The following is a 21,937-nucleotide window of genomic DNA, read 5'->3' on the forward strand; positions in this document are numbered from 1 at the left end:
GCAGCTCCGGCCGCCACGTTCACCGCTGCGGTTATACTCGGCGCCCCGGCCTGGTCCGGGGCGTCGTCTTTTTTGCTGTCGAGGCTTGAGTGTCCCATCCCGTCGAGCGCCGCTGGTATCCCATCACGTTTGCTGTCGCAGCCCTGGTGTTGCTGCCACTGAGCATCCTGCTGTTCAGCTGGAGCAGTATCGATACCGAGATCTGGTCGCACCTGTGGGACACGCAGATGCCGCGTCTGCTGGGCAATACCCTGACGCTGGTTCTCGGCGTGGGCATCGGCGTGGTGGTGCTCGGCGTCAGCCTCGCCTGGCTGACGGCATTGTGCGAATTTCCCGGACGCCGCTGGCTGGATTGGGCGCTGATGCTGCCGTTCGCGATTCCTGCCTATGTGTTGGCGTTCGTCTTCATCGGGCTGCTCGATTTCGCCGGTCCGGTGCAAACCCTGGCGCGCGAGTGGTTCGGTAGCGGCATTCGCTTTCCGCGAGTGCGCTCCACGGGCGGTGTGATCACGGTGCTGGTGCTGGTGTTCTACCCCTATGTCTATCTGCTGGCGCGCTCGGCCTTTCTCGCTCAGGGCAAGGGACTGATGGAAGCGGCGCGGGTGCTCGGCCAGTCGCCCTGGCAGGCTTTCTGGCGCGTGGCGCTGCCGATGGCGCGACCGGCGATCGGTGCCGGTCTGGCCCTGGCAATGATGGAAACCCTGGCTGACTTCGGTGCGGTGTCGGTGTTCAACTTCGATACCTTCACCACTGCGATCTACAAGACCTGGTACGGCTTCTTCAGTCTGACCAGCGCCACCCAGCTGGCCAGCCTGTTGTTGCTGGCGGTGATGCTGGTGCTCTACGGCGAGTGCCGGGCGCGCGGTGCTGCGCGACCGGCCAATGAGCGAGCGCGCTCCGCGGCGCTGTACCGGCTGACCGGTGTGAAGGCGTTTGCGGCCAGCGCCTGGTGCGGCCTGGTATTTCTCTGCGCGTTCATCATCCCGCTGTTGCAGCTGCTGGCCTGGCTCTGGCAGCGCGGTCGCTTTGATCTCGACGAGCGTTACGCCGGTATGATCCTGCACACGCTCTATCTCGGTGCTATCGCCGCACTGATCACTGTGAGCGTGGCGCTGCTGCTGGCGTTCGCCCGACGTCAGGCGCCGGTGCGCTCGATCCGCAGCGCGGTGAGCCTGGCTAATCTCGGCTATGCCTTGCCGGGTTCGGTACTGGCGGTTTCGATCATGCTGGCGTTCAGTTACCTCGACCGGCACCTGGTCATTCCGCTGTCGAGCTGGTTGGGCGCTGGCGGCAAGCCGATCCTGCTCGGCAGCCTCGGCGCGTTGCTGCTGGCCTATCTGATCCGCTTCATGGCGGTTGCCTTCGGCCCGCTGGAAAACGCCCTGGCGCGGATTCGCCCCTCGCTGCCGCAGGCGTCGCGCAGCCTGGGTGTCGGTGGCCCGGCGCTGTTCTTCCGGGTCTACCTGCCGTTGCTGCTGCCGGGCACGCTGAGCGCGGCACTGCTGGTATTCGTCGACGTGCTCAAGGAAATGCCGGCGACCTTGCTGATGCGGCCATTCGGCTGGGACACCCTGGCCGTGCGCATCTTCGAAATGACCAGTGAAGGCGAATGGGCCCGCGCGTCGCTCCCGGCACTGACCTTGGTGCTGGTCGGACTGCTGCCGGTGGTGCTGCTGATTCGCCGCTCGGCGCGGCGCCCTGGCTAGTCACGCAGCTCTGGCGGCAGGGTGCTGAGCGACGCAGCCGCGCTACTGCGGGCCGCCATTCGACCTCCAGTCTCCTGCCACCTGATCTGCCGTGACCTGCTGCCACCTTGGGGCTACAATGCGCGCCATTCGAAAGTCGCCGACCCCCGCAGGGCCCGGCTCTACTGACTTTTCCAATGCCGATTCGGCGACCTGCCCGGAAGGAGAAACCCATGGGTCAGCGTACTCCCCTCTACGATCAGCACCTTGCGCTCGGTGCCAAGATGGTCGACTTCGGTGGCTGGGACATGCCACTGCATTACGGCTCCCAAGTAGAAGAACATCATCAGGTTCGTCGTGACTGCGGGGTGTTCGACGTCTCGCACATGACCGTGGTCGATGTCTCCGGCGAGCAGGCCCGCGACTATCTGCAGCGCTTACTGGCCAACGATGTGGCACGCCTGAAAAGCACCGGTCGGGCGCTTTACACCGCGATGCTCAACGAGCGCGGCGGGGTGATCGATGACCTCATCGTCTACCTGACCGATTGGGGTTATCGCCTGGTGGTCAATGCCAGCACCCGCGACAAGGATCTGGCCTGGATGCAGGCCCAGGCGGCCGGCTTCGCCGTCGAGGTCAGAGAGCGCCCCGAGCTGGCCATGCTGGCCATCCAGGGACCGCATGCCCGCGCGCGTACGTCCGAGCTGGTGAGCCAGGCCCGGGCCGGGCTGATCCATGATCTCAAGCCGTTCCAGGGCATGGCCGATGGCGACTGGTTCATCGGGCGTACCGGCTATACCGGCGAAGATGGCCTGGAAATCATCCTGCCCGCGGAGCAGGCGCCGGACTTCCTCAGCGAGCTGGTCGGCGCCGGCATCCCGCCGATCGGCCTCGGTGCTCGCGACACCCTGCGTCTGGAGGCCGGCCTCAACCTGTACGGCCAGGACATGACTGAAGACGTATCGCCGCTGGCGGCCAACATGGGCTGGACCGTGGCCTGGGAGCCGACCGAGCGCGACTTCGTCGGCCGTGCCGCCCTGGAGCAGCAACGCGCCCAAGGCGACCTGCCCAAGCTGGTCGGCCTGGTGCTGGAGGAGCGCGGCGTACTGCGTGCTCATCAGGTGGTGCGGGTGAATGGCGTCGGCGACGGCGAGATCACCAGCGGCAGTTTTTCTCCTACGCTTGGCAAGTCCATCGCCCTGGCCCGCGTGCCGGCCGGGACGGCCGAGCGCGCGGAAGTGGAGATTCGTGGCAAGTGGTATCCGGTGCGGGTCGTGCAGCCGACATTCGTGCGCCACGGCAAGGTACTGGTGTAAATTCGACCGACTGTTTTGCGCGACTGCTGTCAACAGCCTTGAGGACCCAACAATGAGCAATATCCCCAGCGATCTGCGTTACGCCGCCAGCCACGAGTGGGCCCGTCTCGAAGCGGACGGCAGCATCACCGTCGGTATCTCCGATCACGCCCAGGAAGCGCTGGGGGATGTGGTCTACGTCGAGCTGCCCGAGGTCGGGCGCCAGCTCAATGCCGGCCAGGAAGCCGGTGTGGTCGAATCGGTGAAAGCCGCGTCCGACATCTATGCGCCGGTGGCTGGAGAGGTGATCGCGGTCAACGAGGCGCTTGCCGATTCGCCGGAGCTGGTCAACAGCGACCCTTACGGCAGCTGGTTCTTCCGCCTGCAGCCGAGCGATACGTCGGAGCTGGACAAGTTGCTCGACGCGGCCGGTTACCAGGCTGCCTGCGACGCCGACGCCTAAGCATCATCCGCAAAAGCCCCGCTCTGTCGGGGCTTTTGTTTTTCCGAGAGTAGCGACCATGCCGTATATGCCGAGCCTTTCCCAACTCCAGCAACCCGATGCCTTCCTGCGCCGTCACCTCGGCCCGGATCAGGGCGAACAGCAGGCCATGCTCGACGCCCTGGGCCTGAGCAGCCGCGAACAGCTGATCGAGCAGACCGTGCCGCCGGCGATCCGCCTGCAGGCCGAGCTGAACCTGCCGCCGGCGCTGGACGAGCAGGCCGCGCTGGCCAAGCTGCGTGGTTATGCGGAGCAGAATCAGCTCTGGACCAGTCTGATCGGCATGGGTTACCACGGCACCATCACCCCGCCGGTGATCCTGCGCAACGTGTTGGAGAACCCCGGTTGGTACACCGCCTACACGCCCTATCAACCGGAAATCGCCCAGGGCCGTCTGGAAGCGCTGCTGAACTATCAGCAGATGATCATCGATCTCACCGGGCTCGATCTGGCCAATGCTTCGCTGCTGGATGAAGGCACCGCAGCGGCGGAGGCCATGACCCTGGCCCGGCGCATGGCCAAGAGCAAGAGCAACCGCTTCTTCGTCGAGGAGAACTGCCATCCGCAGACGCTCTCCGTGGTGCAGACCCGCGCCGAGGCGTTCGGTTTCGAGCTGGTGGTCGGCACGCTGGACGAGCTGGCCGGACAGGAAGTGTTTGGCGCGCTGTTGCAGTACCCGGATACCCATGGCGAGATTCGCGACCTGCGTCCGGCCATTGAGCAGCTGCATGCGCAGCAGGCGCTGGCCTGCGTCGCCGCCGATCTGCTCAGCCTTCTGCTGCTGACCCCGCCGGGCGAACTGGGCGCCGACGTGGTGCTCGGCTCGACCCAGCGCTTCGGCGTGCCGATGGGCTACGGCGGCCCGCACGCGGCCTATTTCGCCAGCCGCGACGAGTTCAAGCGCGGCATGCCGGGCCGCATCATCGGCGTGTCCAAGGACGCCCGCGGCAACACCGCGCTGCGCATGGCGCTGCAGACCCGCGAGCAGCACATCCGCCGCGAGAAGGCCAACTCCAACATCTGCACCGCCCAGGTGCTGCTGGCCAACATCGCCGGCTTCTATGCCGTCTATCACGGCCCGCAGGGCCTCAAGCGCATCGCCCAGCGCGTCCACCGGCTGACCGCCATTCTCGCCGCAGGCCTCGAGCAGAAGGGCATCGTTCGGGTCAACCAGCATTTCTTCGACACCCTGACCCTCGAGGTCGGTGGCGCGCAGACCGCGGTCATCGAAAGCGCCGAAGCGGCGCAGATCAACCTGCGCATCCTCGGCCGCGGCCGGCTGGGCGTTAGCCTCGACGAGACCTGCGACGAGCGCACCGTTGAACAGCTCCTGGCGATCTTCCTCGGTGCCGATCACGGCCTCGACATCGCTACGCTGGATGCCAGCGAGCTGCCGGGCGGAATCCCCGAGGCGTTGCTGCGCGAGAGCAACTACCTCAGCCACCCGGTATTCAACACGCACCACAGCGAAACCGAGATGCTGCGCTACCTCAAGCAGCTGGAAAACAAGGACCTGGCGCTGAACCAGGCGATGATCCCGCTCGGCTCCTGCACCATGAAGCTCAACGCCACCAGCGAGATGATCCCGATCACCTGGGCCGAATTCGCCAACCTGCATCCGTTCGTTCCGCGCGGTCAGGCCCAGGGTTACAAGCTGATGATCGAAGAGCTGGAAGCCTGGCTCTGTGCGATCACCGGCTTCGACGCGATCAGCATGCAGCCGAACTCCGGTGCCCAGGGCGAATACGCCGGCCTGGTCGCGATCCGCAAGTACCACGAGAGCCGTGGCGAAGGGCAGCGCGACATCTGCCTGATCCCGTCCTCGGCCCATGGCACCAACCCCGCCTCGGCGCAGATGGTCAGCATGCGTGTGGTCATCGTCGAGTGCGACAAGGGCGGCAACGTCGATCTGGAAGACCTCAAGCGCAAGGCCGCCGAAGCCGGTGACCGGCTGTCCTGTTTGATGATCACCTATCCGTCAACGCACGGCGTCTACGAAGAAAACGTGCGCGAGATCTGCGCGGCGATCCACGCCCAGGGCGGCCAGGTCTACATGGACGGCGCCAACCTCAACGCCCAGGTCGGCCTGGCGCGGCCGGCGGACATCGGCGCCGACGTCTCGCACATGAACCTGCACAAGACCTTTTGCATCCCCCATGGCGGCGGCGGTCCAGGCATGGGGCCGATCGGCGTGAAGGCGCACCTGGCGCCGTTCGTGGCCAATCACCCAGTGGTCGAACTGGAAGGCCCGCAGCCGGGCAACGGCGCGGTCAGCGCGGCGCCCTGGGGCAGCGCGAGCATCCTGCCGATCAGCTGGATGTACATTGTCATGATGGGCCCGCAGCTGCGCGACGCCACGGAAGTCGCGATTCTCGGCGCCAACTACCTGGCCAATCGCCTGGGCGACGCCTTCCCAGTGCTCTACGCCGGGCGCAACGGCCGCGTCGCCCACGAGTGCATCCTCGACCTGCGCCCGCTTAAGGCCGAGACCGGAATCAGCGAGGAAGACGTCGCCAAGCGCCTGATGGACTACGGCTTCCACGCGCCGACCATGTCCTTCCCGGTGCCCGGCACGTTGATGATCGAGCCCACCGAGAGCGAGTCGAAAGCCGAGCTGGATCGCTTCGTCGAAGCGATGCTGAGCATCCGCGCGGAGATCGCCAAGGTCCAGGGTGGTGAGTGGCCAACGGACAACAATCCGCTGGTGCGCGCGCCGCATACGTTGGCTGACGTGATCGGTGAGTGGGACCGGCCGTACAGCATCGCCGAAGCGGTAACGCCGAGCGCCCACGCTCGTGCCCACAAGTACTGGCCGGCGGTGAATCGGGTGGACAACGTCTACGGCGATCGCAACCTGTTCTGCGCCTGCGTGCCGGTGGATGCCTATCGCGACTGAGTTGCGCTGAGGGCCGGGTGGGCGTCGATTCTCGGCGCCTTTCCGGCTTCTGCGAGGTGGTTGGTGGGGTGAAATTCGGGTGATTTCAGTGATTGGTGCCGGATTTCGTAGGGTGGATGTCGCTTTTTACATCCACCGGAGCTCCGGCCCAGGGCTGCGGGAATCGGCGACGCCTGACCCACTCTATGCCTCAGGCTCGTGCTCGTCTTCGGCTGCCTCGTCCAGCATTCCCAGCCAGTTCGCCAGCACCAGCTGCGCTTCCTCGACCCCCTGCCGCTTCGGTGCCGAGAACAGCTGGACGCTGACGTCGGCGCCCCAGCCCTTGTGAATGTCGCGCTGGATGGCCAGCAACGCGTTCTTCGCGGCGCCGAAGGCCAGCTTGTCGGACTTGGTCAACAGGATGTGCAAAGGCATCTGGCTGGCGCTCGCCCAGTCCAGCATCATGCGGTCGAACTCGGTCAGCGGATGGCGGATATCCATCATCAGGAACACGCCGGCCAGGCTCTCGCGGCTACCCAGGTAGGCTTCCAGGTGGCGCTGCCAGTGCTGCTTGAGCGGGATCGGCACCTTGGCGTAGCCGTAGCCGGGCAGGTCGACCAATCGGCGTTCGTCATCGAGGCGGAAGAAGTTGAGCAGCTGGGTGCGGCCCGGGGTCTTCGATGTGCGCGCCAGGTTGGCATGGGTCAGGGTGTTCAGCGCGCTCGACTTGCCTGCGTTGGAACGGCCGGCAAAGGCTACTTCCAGACCCTCGTCGGCCGGGCACTGATCGACCTTGGCGGCGCTGATCATGAAGGTGGCCTGTTGGCAAAGGCCGAGAATCGGGTTTTTCGGTAGCATGGTCGTTCCGGTGAGTGCACGCGGGTGCGGCAATGGTTCGTTTCCGTTTCAGAAACGGGAGTATATAATGCCGCAGTTTTTATGTGCGCTTTGGCCTGATATCGGGCCACGTGTGGTGTTCAGCCTGATCCGGACGCCGGTGCGGCGGTAGTTGCCACCGCAATGCGGATGCCCAGCGTGCCACTATAACGAGCGTCGCCCCGGTTCGATGGCCGTGCGCGACCCGATGAATTCCTTTCAAACCCTTAGCCGTAGTTGGATTAGCTGATGAACAAAGTACTCGTGAGTCTGCTGTTGACCCTTGGCATCACCGGTATGGCCCACGCGGCTGGAGACGCCGAAGCTGGTCAGGGCAAAGTTGCAGTGTGTGGTGCGTGCCACGGTGTCGATGGCAACAGCCCGGCGCCGAATTTCCCGAAACTGGCTGGCCAGGGTGAGCGTTACCTGCTCAAGCAACTGCAGGACATCAAGGCTGGCAGCACACCGGGTGCCGCGGAAGGCGTAGGTCGCAAGGTGTTGGAAATGACCGGTATGCTGGACCCGCTGAGCGATCAGGATCTGGAAGACATCGCCGCCTACTTCTCAAGCCAGAAGGGCAGTGTTGGTTACGCCGATCCGGCTCTGGCAAAGCAGGGCGAGAAACTGTTCCGTGGTGGCAAGCTCGATCAGGGCATGCCGGCGTGCACCGGTTGCCACGCACCCAACGGTGTCGGCAACGACCTGGCTGGCTTCCCCAAGCTGGGTGGGCAGCACGCGGCGTACACCGCCAAGCAGCTGACCGACTTCCGCGAAGGCAATCGCACCAACGACGGCGACACCATGATCATGCGTGGCGTCGCCGCCAAGCTGAGCAACAAGGACATCGAAGCGCTGTCCAGCTACATCCAGGGCCTGCACTGATAACAGCGGCAGGTTGAACAGAAGGGCGTCGGGGCCGTTGGCTCCGGCGCCCTTTTGCGTTTTCACGCCTGGCTACACAATCTTCGTCACGGCTTTACACGCGCGGATGAAAAACGCTGGCGAGTCCTGACGTTTTGCTGCAGCCTGTTGCGCCATCGGTCCGTCGTAAACAGGAGTATTTCATGCGCAATTTCCTACTCACTGCCGTTTTTGCCGCTGCGAGCCTGTTCGGTGTCGCAGCCCAGGCAGCGGAGTTTCAGGCCGGCAAGGAATATGTCGAGCTGAGCAGCCCGGTCCCCGTTGCCGACCCGAGCAAGATCGAGGTGGTCGAGCTGTTCTGGTATGGCTGTCCGCACTGCTATCAGTTCGAACCGGTGATCAAGCCCTGGGCCGAACAGCTGCCGGATGACGTCCAGTTCAAGCGTATTCCGGCCATGTTCGGTGGCATCTGGAATGCGCATGGGCAGCTGTTCATCGCCCTGGAATCCATGGGTGTCGAGCCGAAGGTGCATGACGCGGTGTTTGCCGCCTATCACCAGGAGCGCAAGAAGCTCGCCACTCCCGAGGAAATGGCTGACTTCCTCGCCGGTCAGGGCATCGACAAGCAGGCGTTTCTCAAGGCCTACAACTCCTTTGGTGTACGTGGCCGGGTTGAGCAGGCGAAGAAGCTCGGCATGGCTTATCAGATCACCGGCGTACCGGTGATGATCGTCAACGGCAAGTACCGCTTCGACCTCGGCTCGTCTGGCGGCCCGGAGCGTACGCTGCAGGTGGCGGACTTCCTCATCGAAAAAGAACGCGCAGCGCGGTAACCCGCGATGCTGCGCCGTTGGAGCGCTCCGCGCCTTGCCGGCCCAGGCAAGGCGCGCGTCAATTCGCAGTGCCTGGCCAGTAGCGGGCTGCCCGCCGATGGGCGGCTAAGGCTGCTTAGCTTCAACATCCAGGTTGGCATCAGCACCGAGCGCTACCACCACTACCTGACGCGCAGCTGGCAGCATTTGCTGCCGCATCCCGGTCGCGCCAGCAACCTGCAACGCATCGGCGAAGTACTGGGTAACTATGACCTGGTCGCCCTGCAGGAAGCCGACGGTGGCAGCCTGCGCTCCGGTTACGTCAATCAGGTCGAGCACCTCGCCCATCTGGGCGCCTTTCCCTACTGGTATCAGCAGCTCAATCGCAATCTCGGGCGTTTCGCCCAGCACAGCAACGGCGTCCTCAGCCGGCTCGAACCACAAGGCCTGGAGGATCACCCGCTGCCTGGCCCTTCGGGGCGCGGGGCGATTCTGTTGCGTTTCGGCGAGGGACCGGACGCGCTGGTGGTGGTGATGATGCACCTGGCCCTGGGAGGCGGAGCGCGGACGCGTCAGCTGGCCTATATCCGCGAGCTGATTGGCGGCTACCGGCATCAGGTGTTGATGGGCGACATGAATACCCACGCCAATGATCTGCTGGAAAATTCGCCGCTGCGTGATCTCGGCCTGCTCGCGCCGCAGATCGAAGCGACCTTCCCGAGCTGGCGACCGCAACGCTGTCTGGACCATATTCTGCTAAGCCCGAGCCTGACGCTGGAACGCGTCGATGTGCTGGCGCTGCCGATCTCCGACCATCTGCCGGTGGCAGTGGAGATCCGTTTGCCGGACTCGCTTCAGGCCGATTCCCTGCCGGTACAGGTACAAGAAACGAAATGAGCGAAGAAGTCGAACGCTGGAAGGAAAAGTATCTTCAGCTCGCCGAGCGGCAGGAGCAGCTCGAAGCGCGCTGGGAGCAGCGCGTCGATCTGCTGCGGCGCAGCCTGGTGCGTAGCAGCCTGGCGGTGGAGGGTGCCGATCCCGCGGTCGAGCGCTGCCTGCACGAAATGCGAGAGATCCTCCGCGACGGTGATCTGGATGAGGGGCTCAGCCTGCTGGTGCCGCGCCTGGAAAAGGCTGTGCTGGAATCCGAACGCCACCGCCAGGAACGGGCCGTTCGCCTGACCGAGGCTTTGCATCGGCTGGTCTCCCAGCTACTGGGCATGTCGGTGCCGGCGGAGCTGCGCAAGCCGCTCAAGCGATTTGCCAAGGAGCTGGACCAGCGTGCCGCCAGGCTGCGTGAGCTGCCGGTGCTGCTCGGCGAGCTGAGTGACCTGCAGGGCCAGGTGCTGGATCTGCAGGGGCTGGCGGCGCCGCAGCAGAGCGGTTTTCTGAAGCGTCTGTTTGGCGGGCGGGACATGCCGCTGGCGCCGCCTGCAGCCGAGCGGGGTGAGGAAACCCCGCCGCCTGCCGCAGTCAATGAGGTCGACGCTGGCCCGGTAGTAGTGGAAGCGCTAGGGCTGCCCAAGTCTGCCGTTCAGGCTGCCCCGGTGCTCGAGGGCATGCCGCTTGCCGAGACGCCGGCCGAGGCACCGGCCGCCGAAGAAGCGATCGCGGAAACCGAGGCGGAGCAGAACGCTGCTGCGTATGCCCTGCCGGATTCGCCGGAGCCCGCGTTCAGCGTCGTCGCGGACCGCGTGGAGGCGACCCTCGGCAGCCTGCTGGACAGCCTTCATCTGCCGGAACAGCACCAGCCGCAACTGCAGACGCTGCGGGCGCGCATCCAGCACGGCTTGAACTGGTATGAGCTGGTGCCGGTGCTGGACGATCTCGCGATGCTGATGATCGCCTTCAGCGACCAGGGGCAGCGGGATTTCGAAAACTACCTGCAAACGCTCAACGAGCGCCTGACTGCGATGCAGCAAAATCTCCTCGCCGCGCACCAGGGGCATAGCGAAGGACGCGACGCCGCTCAGGCGCTGGATGCGGAGTTGCGAGAACAGGTCGGCGGGTTGCAGGACAGCATGCGCCAGGCCAAGGATCTGACCAGCCTGAAGCAGGTGGTCGAGGCGCGCCTGGATGGCCTGCTGACCACGGTGGACACCTACCGGCAACAGCGTAGCGAGCAGGAACAGAAGCTCGGTGAGCGCCTGCAGCAGTTGGTCAGCCGGGTCGGCAGCCTCGAACAGGCAGCACGCGGCCTGCGCGGGCACCTGGAGGAGCAGCGTCAGAAAGCGCTGCAGGATCCGCTGACCGGCCTGCCCAACCGGGCGGCATGGAACGAGCGCCTGGAGCTCGAGTTCGCCCGCTGGCAACGTTACGGCGGCGACCTGCTGCTGGCCGTGCTGGACGTCGATCACTTCAAGCGGGTCAACGATGGCTACGGTCACCTGGCTGGTGATCGGGTGCTGAAGATCATTGGCACCGAGCTGCACAAGCGTCTGCGCAAGACCGATTTCATCGCCCGCTTCGGTGGCGAGGAGTTCGTTGTGCTGCTGCCCAACACGCCCTATGAGGCAGGGCTGCAACTGATGGAGTCGCTGCGTGAGTCGATCGGCAGCTGTCCGTTCCATTTCAAGGGCGAGCGCGTTGCCATCACGCTCTCGGCCGGCCTGACCGCGTTCAGCGAAGGTGACAGCACCGAGCGCGCTTTCGAGCGTGCCGACAGCGCGCTCTACCGGGCCAAGGATTCGGGGCGCAATCGCGTCGAGGCGGCCTGACCGGCTGCCCTGGCCCGGTCCCGATCGCCCGGTATAATCACGCCCCTCACCGCACCGACATGAGCGGAGCCCCTCGCAACGGGCTGCTGCTCATCTGCGTCATTTCGCCGTCGACACAGAGGTCGTCCCGATGAAAACCATCCCCGCCGTCCTGATGCTCCTGCTGCTGGCCGGTTGCGCCAGTGGTCCGCGCATCGATACCAGCTACAGCTCGACCGGCCACGACAGCCGCGCCCAGTTCATCATCCTGCATTACACCTCGACCGACCTGCCCCGTTCGCTGCAGCTGCTTAGCGGCCGCGACGTCAGCAGCCACTACCTGATCGGCGAATCGCCGGCGACCATCTACCGCCTGGTGGATGAAAACCGCCGCGCCTGGCATGCCGGCGAGAGTGAGTGGAACGGGCGCACCTGGCTCAACGCCACATCGATCGGCATCGAGCTGGTCAACCGCGGCTACGTGGAAAGCGCCGACGGGCGCCGGCTCTGGTATCCGTACTCCGAGGAGCAGATCGACGCGCTGGTGGTGCTGCTCAAGGACATCATGGCGCGTCACGACCTCAAGCCGGGCGCCATCATCGGCCACAGCGACATCGCTCCGCAGCGCAAGGTCGATCCGGGGCCGCTGTTCCCCTGGAAACGCCTGGCCGAGGAGGGGCTGCTGCTCTGGCCCGACGCCGATGCGGTGGCGGCCGAGCGGATGCGCTATGCATCGGCCGGGCTGCCGACGATCGCCTGGTTCCAGGATGCATTGGCGGCGCAGGGTTACCGGGTGCCGCGCCACGGCCATCTGGACGACGAGACGCGTAACGTGATCGCTGCGTTCCAGATGAAATACCGCCCGGCTCGCTTCGACGGCGAACCCGATGCCGAGACCGCCGCGATGCTGCAGGTGCTCGGCAATCAGGCGGGGCGCTGACTCAGTAGCGGGTCGTGCCGATCAGTCTCGAGTCGGCCAGCGCTGCGCTACGGTGCTCGGCTGCAGCCTGATAGTCGCTGTCGCCGATCATCGCCAGGAAGGCTTCCTTGGATGGATAGCTGACCAGCAGAAGGTCGTCCCACTGCTCGTCCGGCGGGGCGATCAGCGCGGCATGGGCCTTGGCCCTGACTTCCACCGCGCCACCGCTGGCCTGCACCTTGGCCAGCGCCACGCGGCTGTAGCGCGCGTAGGCCTCGCGACCACTGCACGGACTGTGCTGGCTACCTGGCGGATAGGTCGCCTGGTCGTTATAACGCAGCAGGTTGAGCATCAGGATCGGCACGCCCGAAGGCATCGACGCCGCGAAGTCGGCGAGCTGTTCGGGGCTGGGGTTCAGGCTCGGCATGTGGCCTCCTCGATGGCGCTGTCAGATCGGCAGCGCAACGTAGAAGATGGTGCCGTGGCCGATCCGTGAATGCACGCCGATACGCCCACCATGCAGCTGAGCGATTTCCTTGCATAAGGCAAGGCCCAGTCCGGCACCGCCACGGCGGCGACCGATCTGCACGAACGGCTCGAAGATGCGCGCCTGCTGGCTGTAGGGAATGCCTTCGCCGTTGTCCTCGACGCTGAGGATCATCCGCTCGCCGTGGTGCCGCGCCAGCAGCCGAACCTCGCCGCCCTTGGGCGTGTGGCGCAGGGCATTGCTCAGCAGGTTGTCCATCACCCGCTCGATCTGCTGGCGGTCGAGCATCAGCGTCGGCAGCGGCTGCTGCAACTCCAGCTTGAGCTGAACCTCCTGTTCGGCGGCGTTGACCTCGAAGCGTTGACGCGCGGCCTCGAGCAGTTCGGGGATGTGGCACTGCTCCAGCTCCAGCTTCTGCTGGCCACTCTGATAGCGCGAGAAGTTGAGCAGGTCATTGATCAGCCGGACCAGTCGCTGCATTTCCTCGTGTACGGTGTCGAACAGGTCCGACTCGCGGCTGCCGGCCGGGTAGCGCAGGCGTTCGCGCAGCAGGCTGAAGGCCATCTGCATGCCGGTGACCGGCGTGCGCAGCTCATGGGAGGCCCGCAGCACGAACTCGTTGCGCACCCGCTCGAAGGTTCGTTGATCGGTGACATCGTGCAGCACCATGACCGCACCGCTGATGCTGCCGTCGTGGTGGCTCACTGGGCTGATGCGCCAGGCCAGCAGGCGGCGTTCGCCGTCCGCCTCGATGATCAGGTCTTCGGGTGGGTCGGACAGTGGTTTGTCGTCCAGCACCTGCCGCGCGGCATTGTCCAGGTCCGGGTAGCCGAGCGCTTCGCCGAGAGTCGAGCCGAGGTGCTCGTTCTCCCAGGCCAGCTGCCGCTGGGCGACCGGGTTGGCGTGCTCCAGGCGTCCGTCGCGGTCGACGATCAGCAGGCCGTCGTCGATGCTATCGAGCAGTGCCTGCAGACGCTGCTGGCCGTTGACCAGCGCCTCCACGTTGGTCTGCTTGAACTCGTGCAGCGCCTGAGCCATCAGGCCGAAGCGGCGGCTCAGCGAGGACAGCTCCGCGATGTGCGGCGTCGGCAGGGAAATGTTGAAGTCGCCGCGGCCGATCTGGTCGGCGGCGGCGGACAGCCGTTCGATCGGTTCGCCGAAGCGGCGGGCGAAGCTGTGCGCGGTGATGAAGCCGATCAGCAGTACCGCGATCGCCGTCAGGCCCAGCAGCCCGGCGAGCAGCGATGCCCGGTCACGGCTGCGCAGCTCGGTATCGCGGATCTTGTCGTACGCCGTGCGCTGCATGTCGGTCATCAGGCTGCGCACCTGATTGAAGGCCTGGCTGAGCGGATTGTCTTCCAGCAGCGTCAGGTTCTGGTTGCGGGCGGCATCGACCTGCTGCAGGAAGCTGGCGTAGGCGCTGGCGACGGCCTGGAATGCCTGCCGGTCGGTCTCGTCGCTGGCTTCGGCGATGCCGCGTTCGAGCGTCTGCTGAAACGATTGGCTCAGCGGTTCCAGCGCTTCACTGCGACCGCTGTCGGTGAGCATCACGATCAGGTGGTTGCCCAGCGTCTGCCGCAGCTGCTGGTTGATCTCGATGATGGCGAAGTTGTTGCGGATCAGCTGTTCCTGGCTCTTGGCCATCTGCATGACGCTGACCAGCGCCAGCAGCAGGCCCAGCAGCGCAACCGTCATCAGCGCGGAGAAGCCGAGAAACAGGCGGGTCCGCAGCTTCATCTGGAGTTTCATAGGCCGTACTGCTTGCGTTTTCGGTAGAGGGTCGAGGCGTCGATACCCAGGATGCGCGCGGCCTGATCCAGAGTATCGCTGGTGCTCAACACGCCGGCGATATGGGCTTTCTCCAGCGCCTCCAGGCTGAGCGGCTCACCGATGCGTGGCGCGTTGCTGCCTACCTGTTCGCCCAGTCCGAGGTGGCTGACTTCGATCATCTGCTGCGGGCAGATGATGCTCGCCCGCTCCACCACGTTGCGCAGTTCACGCACGTTGCCCGGCCAGCGGTAAGTCTTCAGTGCAGCAACCGCCGCATCGCTGAAACCGCGCGCAGGGCGGCCATAGTTCTTCACGAACGAGGCGAGGAAGCGTTCGGCCAGGGTCAGCACGTCCTCGGGGCGCTCGCGCATGGGCGGCAGGTTGAGGGTGATGACATTGAGGCGATACAGCAGGTCCTCGCGGAACTTGCCCTCGCGCACCATTTCTTCGAGGTTCAGGTTGGTCGCCGCGAGGATGCGCACATCGGCGCGGCGGGTGACCGGGTCGCCGACCCGCTCGTACTCCTTGTCCTGGATGAAGCGCAGCAGCTTGGGTTGCAGCGCCAGCGGGAAGTCGCCGATCTCGTCGAGGAACAGCGTGCCGCCGTCGGCCTGGTTGACCCGGCCCAGCGTGCTCTCCGTCGCGCCGGTGAAGGCGCCGCGGTTGTGTCCGAACAGCTCGCTTTCCATCAGGTCGGCGGACAGCGACGGGCAGTTGATGGTGACGAAGGCCTTCTTCGAGCGCCGGCTCCAGGTGTGGATGGCACGCGCCAGTTCGCCCTTGCCGGTACCCGATTCGCCAAGGATGAGAATATTGGCGTCGGTGTCTGCCACCTGCCGCGCGGTTTCCAGCACGGCCATCATCGCCGGGCTGTGCGAGCCGAGGGCGTCGCTGCGTTGCTTCATCTCGCCTTCCAGCGCTTCCAGTCGGGCCGCCATCTGGCGGACTTCCAGCTGCTTGGCGGCGGACAGGCGGAGCTGTTCCGGGCTGCATGGCTTGAGCAGGTAGTCCGCGGCGCCGGCCTGCATGGCGTCCACGGCGGTGTCCACGGCCGAATGGGCGGTGACGATCACCACGCGCATCCAGGGCGCGAGCAGGCGCATCTGCTGCAGCACGTCCAGGCCATTGTCTTCGCCAAGTCTCAGGTCGAGGAAGCACAGGTCGAATACCTGACGCTGCAGAATGGCCTCGGCCTGCGCCGCACTGGCTGCAGTCATGACCGTGTAGCCGCGGTCCTCCAGGCAGTAACGAAAGGTACGCAGGATCGCCGCTTCGTCATCCACCAGGAGGATGCGCCCGCCGTTGTCCGTCGTTTGGTCCATGGATGCTCCCCATCAAAAGGCGTATCGGTCGCTGAATTGCTCGGATTATGTGTGTCGAGCGCCGGGCGGCGCCGTTGCGTTGCTGGCGAGACCTTAGTCTATGAAAAGTCTTGCAAGTTGCACGGTGTCAGCACGGCTTTCCTGCATGCTGCACTCCGACGCCTGCAATGGAATCGCCCAAGTGGCTGATTTGGTTACCGCTGACGCTTGCGCCGGCCTGGCATGGGGCTTGCGACCCTGAACACAGGGCGTCACTTCCCGCCGAGCGGGCGTGTGGCGAATCTGTCGCAACCATGCAGGAGGTGTCATGAATCAGTCCATGAATCAGCTCAATGAGCTCATCGAGATCACCCGCGACGGGCAGCGTTTCTACCAGCATGCCGCCGACGAAGTAAAGGACGTCGAGCTGCAGCACCTGTTTCGCGATCTGGCGCAGGCCAAGACGCAGATCATCCAGGCCCTTAGCGTGAAGGTTGCAGCCAACCATGAGCACCCGTCGCAGGGCGGGACGCTGACCGGCCGGATGCGCGAGCTCTATGCCGACGCCCGATCACGCATCGGCGACCACGACACCGCCTATGTCGACCAGTTGGAGCAGACCGAAGCGAACATTCTGCACGCCTTCGAGGATGCTGTAGGAGACGCCGAGCCGGATATCAGAGCACTGCTCGCCATCGAGCTGCCGAAGCTGCGTGCCTGTCACGAGCGCATGTGCCACCTCAAGCAAGCCAGGCATTAAGCGTTCGTGCAAAACGCCCGGCATTGCTGGGGTGCTCATGCAAATTGAGTTGATGCAATGCTGGCCATTATATCTAAGCTATTGATTTTTAAGCATTTTAAATAGTGGTGCAGCCTGGCACGGCGCCTGCAATGTCTCACTCAACGAAACGACGTCGCCACGCTTAGAAGGAGTTGAGGATGAATCGCCAAGCCCGCTTTTCATTGGCCAGCAAGGGGTTCCTCTCTGCTGCGGTTGTCATGCTGATCATGGGTGCCGAGCGCCCGCTGTCGCAACCGCTCAGCCAGGCGCAACAGAATTCAGCGGAACGAATCGGCATGTATGACGCTCAACCTATTGAGCTCATGCGGACCGGCCAAGCGCCGCAGACCATCGACTATCGCCAGGCGCCTTCTGAACAGCGCTGGGTATTCTGAGCAACGAAGGGGACGTGCAAGCGAATCAGCAAGGATGCTTCACACACTCGATGCCGATCGGACTGACCGATCCGCTGAGAACCGTTCCTGAAACAAGAGGAGTCACACCATGCTGAGTTGGGCCATTACCTTCCTGATCATCGCCATCATCGCTGCGGTACTGGGCTTCGGTGGTATCGCTGGCACTGCAACGGGTATCGCCAAGATCCTGTTCGTGGTTTTCCTGGTTCTGTTCGTAGCGTCGCTGATCTTTGGCCGCGGCCGCGGACCACGCGTGTGATGCAATCGATGGCCGCCCGCAAGGGCGGCTGATTGAGGAGTTTCAGCGGCATGGGAAGCCAATTTCGCCGGGTCATGTTCGGCTTTCGAAGGTGATCCAGAGCGCGCGGGCCTAACCGCTCCGCGCGCTTCACCCCTCAGCGGGGGGAACCAGGGGGTCGGGTTGTTCTGCATCGCGGAGCGACCTAGAGGTACAGGGAGTACCTCCTAATCGGACCGGGTTCTGTGAAGCTGCGGCCGGGGGCGCTATCGCTCCCGGCATGCAGCAACAAATGTCTGATCCGCTTCATATCGCCTTTCGCAATCCATCTCATCGTTTTCCACCTCCTGCTGTCTTTACCGCCTGCTGATCTGCGGATGACCCGTGCGCGCCCGCACCGCTATCATCGCATCCAGCTTTCGACGGGAGAACGACATGCTCAACGGCCTCTGGCTGGGCTTTTTTCTGATCGCCGCGGTTGCCGCCCTCGGGCGCTGGCTGATCGGTGGCGACCCTGCAGTGTTCGCCGCGCTGGTGGAAAGCCTGTTCGCCATGGCCAAGCTGGCCGTAGAAGTGATGATCGTGCTGTTCGGCACCTTGACGTTGTGGCTGGGCTTTTTGCGCATCGCGGAAAAGGCCGGGCTCATCGAACTCCTCGCGCGTTTGCTCGGGCCATTGTTCCGTCGCCTGATGCCCGAAGTGCCGGCAGGCCATCCGGCGCTGGGACTGATCACCCTGAACTTCGCCGCCAACGGTCTCGGACTGGACAACGCCGCGACGCCAATCGGCCTCAAGGCGATGCGCGCGCTGCAGGAGCTCAATCCGCTGCCGACCGTGGCCAGCAATGCGCAGATCCTGTTTCTGGTGCTCAACACCTCGTCGCTGACGCTATTGCCGGTGTCGATCTTCATGTACCGCGTACAGCAGGGCGCGGAAGACCCGACCCTGGTCTTTCTGCCGATCCTGCTGGCGACCAGTGCGTCTTCGCTGGCCGGCCTGCTGGCGGTGGCACTGGTGCAGCGGCTGCGCCTGTGGGACCCAGTCGTGCTGGCCTACTTCGTCCCCGGTGCGCTGCTGCTCGGTGGCTTCATGGCGCTGTTGGCCGGGCTGTCGGCGACGGCGCTGGCGTCGTTGTCTTCGTTGTTGGGCAACCTGACCCTGTTCGGTCTGATCATCGCCTTTCTGGTCGTCGGCGCGCTGCGCAAGGTGCCGGTGTACGAGGCGTTCGTCGAGGGCGCACAGGAAGGCTTCGATGTCGCCAAAAGCCTGTTGCCCTACCTGATCGCTATGCTCTGTGCGATCGGCGCCCTGCGTGCATCCGGCGCGCTGGATTTCGGTCTGGAAGGCATTCGCTGGATGGTGGAGGCGCTGGGCTGGGACACGCGCTTCGTCGATGCCCTGCCGACTGCGCTGGTCAAACCGTTTTCCGGCAGTGCGGCGCGAGCGATGCTGATCGAGACCATGCAGAGTCAGGGCGTGGACAGCTTCCCGGCACTGGTGGCGGCGACGGTACAGGGCAGTACCGAGACGACCTTCTATGTGCTGGCGGTGTACTTTGGCGCCGTAGGCATCCAGCGCGCGCGCCATGCGGTGGGTTGCGCGATAGTGGCGGATCTGGCCGGCATCATCGCCGCGATTGCCGTGTGCTACTGGTTCTTCGGCTGAGCCGAAGCCGCGCACTGCCCGGCTCCGAATCTGACGGGCGTTTATAGCGCTTAAAAAAAGAAACCCCGACCACATGTCCTGTGGCCGGGGTTTCTCTTGCAGCGACTGCAGTCAGCGCTGTCGGCGGCGCCGCTGCATCCAGACGATCAACCCGAACAGCAGGAAGCCCGGAATCCACATGAATTCCTTCGGCCAGCGATCAGTCGGTGCGCGAACGCGCAGGATCTGCTGGTCGAACTCCAGGCCCGCCTCGGCGGCCGGGCTGCCGAAGGTCACGCTATCGATCAGGACCTTGCCATCGTCCTCGTAAGTCATTAGGCCGATCTTCTCGAGCTTTTCCTCACCGCTTTCGCCGTCAGGGATTGCCAGCAGCACGACGAACTCGCGCGGGTCGCCCACGTCATCCTCACCCAGTACGCGCAGGCGCAGCTGACTGTCTTCTTCCACCCGTTCCAGCGTCTCGACCAGCGCGGCTGGCTCGATGTCGCGATAGGGGTCGTGGATGATGTCCATCCAGAATCCCGGGCGAAACAGGGTGAAGGCCACCAGCAGCAGAAACAGGCTTTCATACCAGCGGCTGCGCACCAGGAAGTAACCCTGGGTGCCGGCGGCGAAGATCAGCATGGCGATGGTCGCCACGACAAAGATCAGCACGCCGTGCCAGAGGTCCACGTCGATCAGCAGCAGGTCGGTGTTGAAGATGAACAGGAACGGCAGAGCCGCCGTGCGCAGGCTGTAGTAGAAGGCGGTGATACCGGTCTTGATCGGGTCGCCCTTGGACACCGCTGCGGCAGCGAACGATGCCAGGCCGACAGGCGGCGTGACGTCGGCCATGATGCCGAAGTAGAAGACGAACAGGTGCACCGCGATCAGCGGCACGATCAGACCATTCTGCTGCCCCAGCGCCACGATCACCGGCGCCAGCAGGCTGGACACCACGATGTAGTTGGCGGTGGTCGGCAGGCCCATGCCGAGGATCAGGCTGAGGAAGGCCGTGAGCAACAGCATCAGCAGCAGGTTGCCCATCGACAGCAGCTCGACCAGATCGGCCAGCACCAGACCGACTCCAGTCTGCGATACCGCGCCGACGATGATGCCCGCCGCCGCTGTGGCGATACCGATGCCGATCATGTTGCGCGCACCGGCGATCAGGCCCTCGCGCAGATCGACGACACCATCCATGAAGGTGCCGTGCTCGTGGGCCCCGTCCTTGCGCAGCATCGACAGCAGCGGCCGCTGGGTGAGCAGGATGATCACCAGCATCACCGAGCCCCAGAATGCCGACAGGCCGGGCGACAGCCGCTCGATCATCAGGCACCAGACCAGCACCACCACCGGCAGCAGGAAGTGCAGGCCGGAGAGCAGCACCGGACGCGTCTCGGGCAGCTGCTCTAGCGGAGCGTCAGGGTCTTCATGGGGCAGTGGCGGGTTGCTTGCGGCAATCTTCAGCAGGCCCAGATAGACCAATGCCAGTAACGCGCCGATGACCCAAAGCGCGGAATCGCCAAGTGCCGGTTTCAGCCAGCCAAGACCGTAATAGACGCCCAGGGACAGGCCGGAAATCAGCGCCGCGCCGAAGGCGAAACCAATCAGGCGCTGCATCCACGGCTTGGCGACGTTGGCCCGCGGCAATGCGGTGAGGCCGAGTTTGAGCGACTCGAGATGGACGATGTAGACCAGCGCGATATAGGAGATCAACGCGGGAAGGAACGCGTGTTTGATCACCTCGACATAGGGGATGCCGACGTATTCGACCATCAGGAATGCCGCGGCGCCCATCACCGGCGGCATGATCTGGCCGTTCACCGATGAGGCGACTTCCACCGCACCGGCCTTCTCGGCCGAGAAACCGGTGCGCTTCATCATCGGGATGGTGAAGGTACCGGTGGTCACCACATTGGCGATCGACGAGCCGGAAATCAGGCCGGTCATACCGGACGCCACGACCGCGGCCTTGGCCGGACCGCCGCGGAAATGCCCGAGCATGCTGAACGCCAGCTGGATGAAATAGTGGCCAGCGCCGGCACGTTCGAGCAGTGCGCCGAACAGTACGAAAAGAAAGACGAAACTGGTGGAAACCCCCAGGGCGATACCGAACACGCCTTCGGTGGTGATCCACTGGTGGTTGGCCAGCGCGGTGAAGCTCACCCCGCGATGGGCCAGCAGGCCGGGCATCCAGGGACCGGCGACGCTATAGACGAGGAACACCAGGGCAATGATCGCCAGTGGCGGGCCGAGTGCGCGGCGCGTGGCTTCCAGCAGTAGCGGAATGCCGAGGCAGGCCGTGATCAGGTCCATGGTGGTCAGGTTGCCGGGGCGCTGCGCCAGTTGTTCGTAAACGATGAACAGGTAGGCGGCGGTGGAGGCAGCGATCAGCCCCAGGGCGATGTCGAACAGCGGTACGCGGTCCCTGGGCGATCTCTTGAAGGCCGGGTAGGCCAGAAATGCCAGCAGCAGCGCGAACGCCAGGTGGATCGAGCGGGTCTCGGTGTCGTTCAGCACGCCGAACCCGAGTACGAAGGGCAGCGGCGAGGCGATCCACAGCTGAAACAGCGACCAGAGCAGCGCCAGCCCGGCGATGACCGCGGCCATCGGGCCTTCGGGCAAGCGCGCACCGACATCCTGGGCGATCAGTTCCTCGGTGGAAAGTTGTTTGTCTTGCATGAATTGAGGCCTGTTTTTTCAGGTAACGGAACCGCGAAAACCCGTGGCCATACGGCGCACGGGTTTTCGGCTAAGGCATCGACGTTCAGGGCCG

Annotated in this window: 18 protein-coding genes; 13 read left to right on the top strand and 5 right to left on the bottom strand. The window is 64.5% G+C overall.

What is annotated here, in order from left to right; translation table 11 throughout:
- Window positions 1–89 precede the first annotated feature (89 nt).
- The 4 genes from BM275_RS09055 (at window position 90) to gcvP (ending at window position 6,378) form a co-directional block, all read left to right on the top strand.
- A complete protein-coding gene (locus BM275_RS09055) occupies window positions 90–1,706 on the top strand; it encodes an ABC transporter permease (RefSeq protein ID WP_090520719.1) in 1,617 nt (538 codons plus the stop codon).
- 212 nt (window positions 1,707–1,918) lie between these two features.
- Window positions 1,919–3,001 carry a glycine cleavage system aminomethyltransferase GcvT gene (gcvT, locus tag BM275_RS09060; protein WP_090520721.1) on the top strand — a complete coding sequence of 361 codons (1,083 nt, stop codon included), beginning with the start codon at window positions 1,919–1,921 and terminating at the stop codon, window positions 2,999–3,001.
- A gap of 52 nt (window positions 3,002–3,053) precedes the next feature.
- Window positions 3,054–3,443 carry a glycine cleavage system protein GcvH gene (gene gcvH, locus BM275_RS09065; protein WP_003303288.1) on the top strand — a complete coding sequence of 130 codons (390 nt, stop codon included), beginning with the start codon at window positions 3,054–3,056 and terminating at the stop codon, window positions 3,441–3,443.
- A 58-nt stretch (window positions 3,444–3,501) separates the two neighbouring features.
- The gene (gcvP, locus tag BM275_RS09070; RefSeq protein ID WP_090520723.1) at window positions 3,502–6,378 is read left to right on the top strand and encodes an aminomethyl-transferring glycine dehydrogenase; all 2,877 of its coding nucleotides are present in this window, start codon (window positions 3,502–3,504) and stop codon (window positions 6,376–6,378) included.
- 183 nt (window positions 6,379–6,561) lie between these two features.
- Here the strand turns inward: gcvP and yihA are convergent, their stop codons facing one another.
- On the bottom strand, window positions 6,562–7,215 hold the full coding sequence (gene yihA / locus BM275_RS09075) for a ribosome biogenesis GTP-binding protein YihA/YsxC (protein WP_014818659.1): 654 nt from the start codon (window positions 7,213–7,215) through the stop codon (window positions 6,562–6,564).
- A 267-nt stretch (window positions 7,216–7,482) separates the two neighbouring features.
- On the opposite strand from yihA, the gene BM275_RS09080 reads away from it, so the two are divergent.
- The 5 genes from BM275_RS09080 to BM275_RS09100 all read left to right on the top strand — a co-directional run bounded on the left by BM275_RS09080 (window position 7,483) and on the right by BM275_RS09100 (window position 12,542).
- Window positions 7,483–8,115: a c-type cytochrome gene (locus BM275_RS09080; protein ID WP_041015057.1), complete on the top strand. Its 633-nt coding sequence runs from the start codon at window positions 7,483–7,485 to the stop codon at window positions 8,113–8,115.
- 182 nt (window positions 8,116–8,297) lie between these two features.
- The gene (locus BM275_RS09085; protein ID WP_014818661.1) at window positions 8,298–8,927 is read left to right on the top strand and encodes a thiol:disulfide interchange protein DsbA/DsbL; all 630 of its coding nucleotides are present in this window, start codon (window positions 8,298–8,300) and stop codon (window positions 8,925–8,927) included.
- A gap of 6 nt (window positions 8,928–8,933) precedes the next feature.
- A complete protein-coding gene (locus BM275_RS09090) occupies window positions 8,934–9,803 on the top strand; it encodes an endonuclease/exonuclease/phosphatase family protein (protein ID WP_041015059.1) in 870 nt (289 codons plus the stop codon).
- Window positions 9,800–11,623, top strand: a complete 1,824-nt coding sequence (locus BM275_RS09095; protein ID WP_090520725.1) for a GGDEF domain-containing protein — start codon at window positions 9,800–9,802, stop codon at window positions 11,621–11,623. Before BM275_RS09090 ends, BM275_RS09095 begins: the two co-directional genes overlap by 4 nt.
- Before the next feature lie 130 nt (window positions 11,624–11,753).
- Window positions 11,754–12,542: an N-acetylmuramoyl-L-alanine amidase gene (locus BM275_RS09100; RefSeq protein ID WP_090520730.1), complete on the top strand. Its 789-nt coding sequence runs from the start codon at window positions 11,754–11,756 to the stop codon at window positions 12,540–12,542.
- Between the two features lies 1 nt (window position 12,543).
- On the opposite strand, the gene BM275_RS09105 is transcribed toward BM275_RS09100, so the two are convergent.
- From BM275_RS09105 to algB, 3 genes are read right to left on the bottom strand one after another with little or no spacing between them, the layout of a single operon-like run.
- Window positions 12,544–12,948 carry a DUF1330 domain-containing protein gene (locus BM275_RS09105; RefSeq protein ID WP_090520732.1) on the bottom strand — a complete coding sequence of 135 codons (405 nt, stop codon included), beginning with the start codon at window positions 12,946–12,948 and terminating at the stop codon, window positions 12,544–12,546.
- 21 nt (window positions 12,949–12,969) lie between these two features.
- Window positions 12,970–14,757, bottom strand: coding sequence for a KinB sensor domain-containing domain (locus BM275_RS09110; protein ID WP_023444003.1), 1,788 nt, complete (start codon window positions 14,755–14,757; stop codon window positions 12,970–12,972).
- Entirely contained in the window at window positions 14,754–16,100 is a 1,347-nt protein-coding gene (gene algB / locus BM275_RS09115) for a sigma-54-dependent response regulator transcription factor AlgB (RefSeq protein ID WP_014818667.1), read from the bottom strand. The genes BM275_RS09110 and algB overlap by 4 nt, the downstream gene beginning before the upstream one ends.
- Window positions 16,101–16,407: 307 nt before the next feature.
- On the opposite strand from algB, the gene BM275_RS09120 reads away from it, so the two are divergent.
- The 4 genes from BM275_RS09120 to BM275_RS09135 all read left to right on the top strand — a co-directional run bounded on the left by BM275_RS09120 (window position 16,408) and on the right by BM275_RS09135 (window position 19,179).
- Window positions 16,408–16,839 (top strand): PA2169 family four-helix-bundle protein, encoded by a 432-nt coding sequence (locus BM275_RS09120; RefSeq protein WP_045665986.1) that lies wholly within the window; start codon window positions 16,408–16,410, stop codon window positions 16,837–16,839.
- Between the two features lie 179 nt (window positions 16,840–17,018).
- Entirely contained in the window at window positions 17,019–17,255 is a 237-nt protein-coding gene (locus tag BM275_RS09125) for a hypothetical protein (protein ID WP_014818669.1), read from the top strand.
- Between the two features lie 109 nt (window positions 17,256–17,364).
- Window positions 17,365–17,535: a DUF1328 domain-containing protein gene (locus tag BM275_RS09130; protein WP_003282841.1), complete on the top strand. Its 171-nt coding sequence runs from the start codon at window positions 17,365–17,367 to the stop codon at window positions 17,533–17,535.
- A 414-nt stretch (window positions 17,536–17,949) separates the two neighbouring features.
- A complete protein-coding gene (locus BM275_RS09135) occupies window positions 17,950–19,179 on the top strand; it encodes a nucleoside recognition domain-containing protein (protein WP_014818670.1) in 1,230 nt (409 codons plus the stop codon).
- Between the two features lie 111 nt (window positions 19,180–19,290).
- Here the strand turns inward: BM275_RS09135 and BM275_RS09140 are convergent, their stop codons facing one another.
- Window positions 19,291–21,843 carry a TRAP transporter permease gene (locus tag BM275_RS09140; protein WP_090520735.1) on the bottom strand — a complete coding sequence of 851 codons (2,553 nt, stop codon included), beginning with the start codon at window positions 21,841–21,843 and terminating at the stop codon, window positions 19,291–19,293.
- Window positions 21,844–21,937: the final 94 nt, after the last annotated feature.

This window comes from Stutzerimonas kunmingensis (genome assembly GCF_900114065.1).
In the GTDB taxonomy this organism is placed as follows: domain Bacteria; phylum Pseudomonadota; class Gammaproteobacteria; order Pseudomonadales; family Pseudomonadaceae; genus Stutzerimonas; species Stutzerimonas kunmingensis.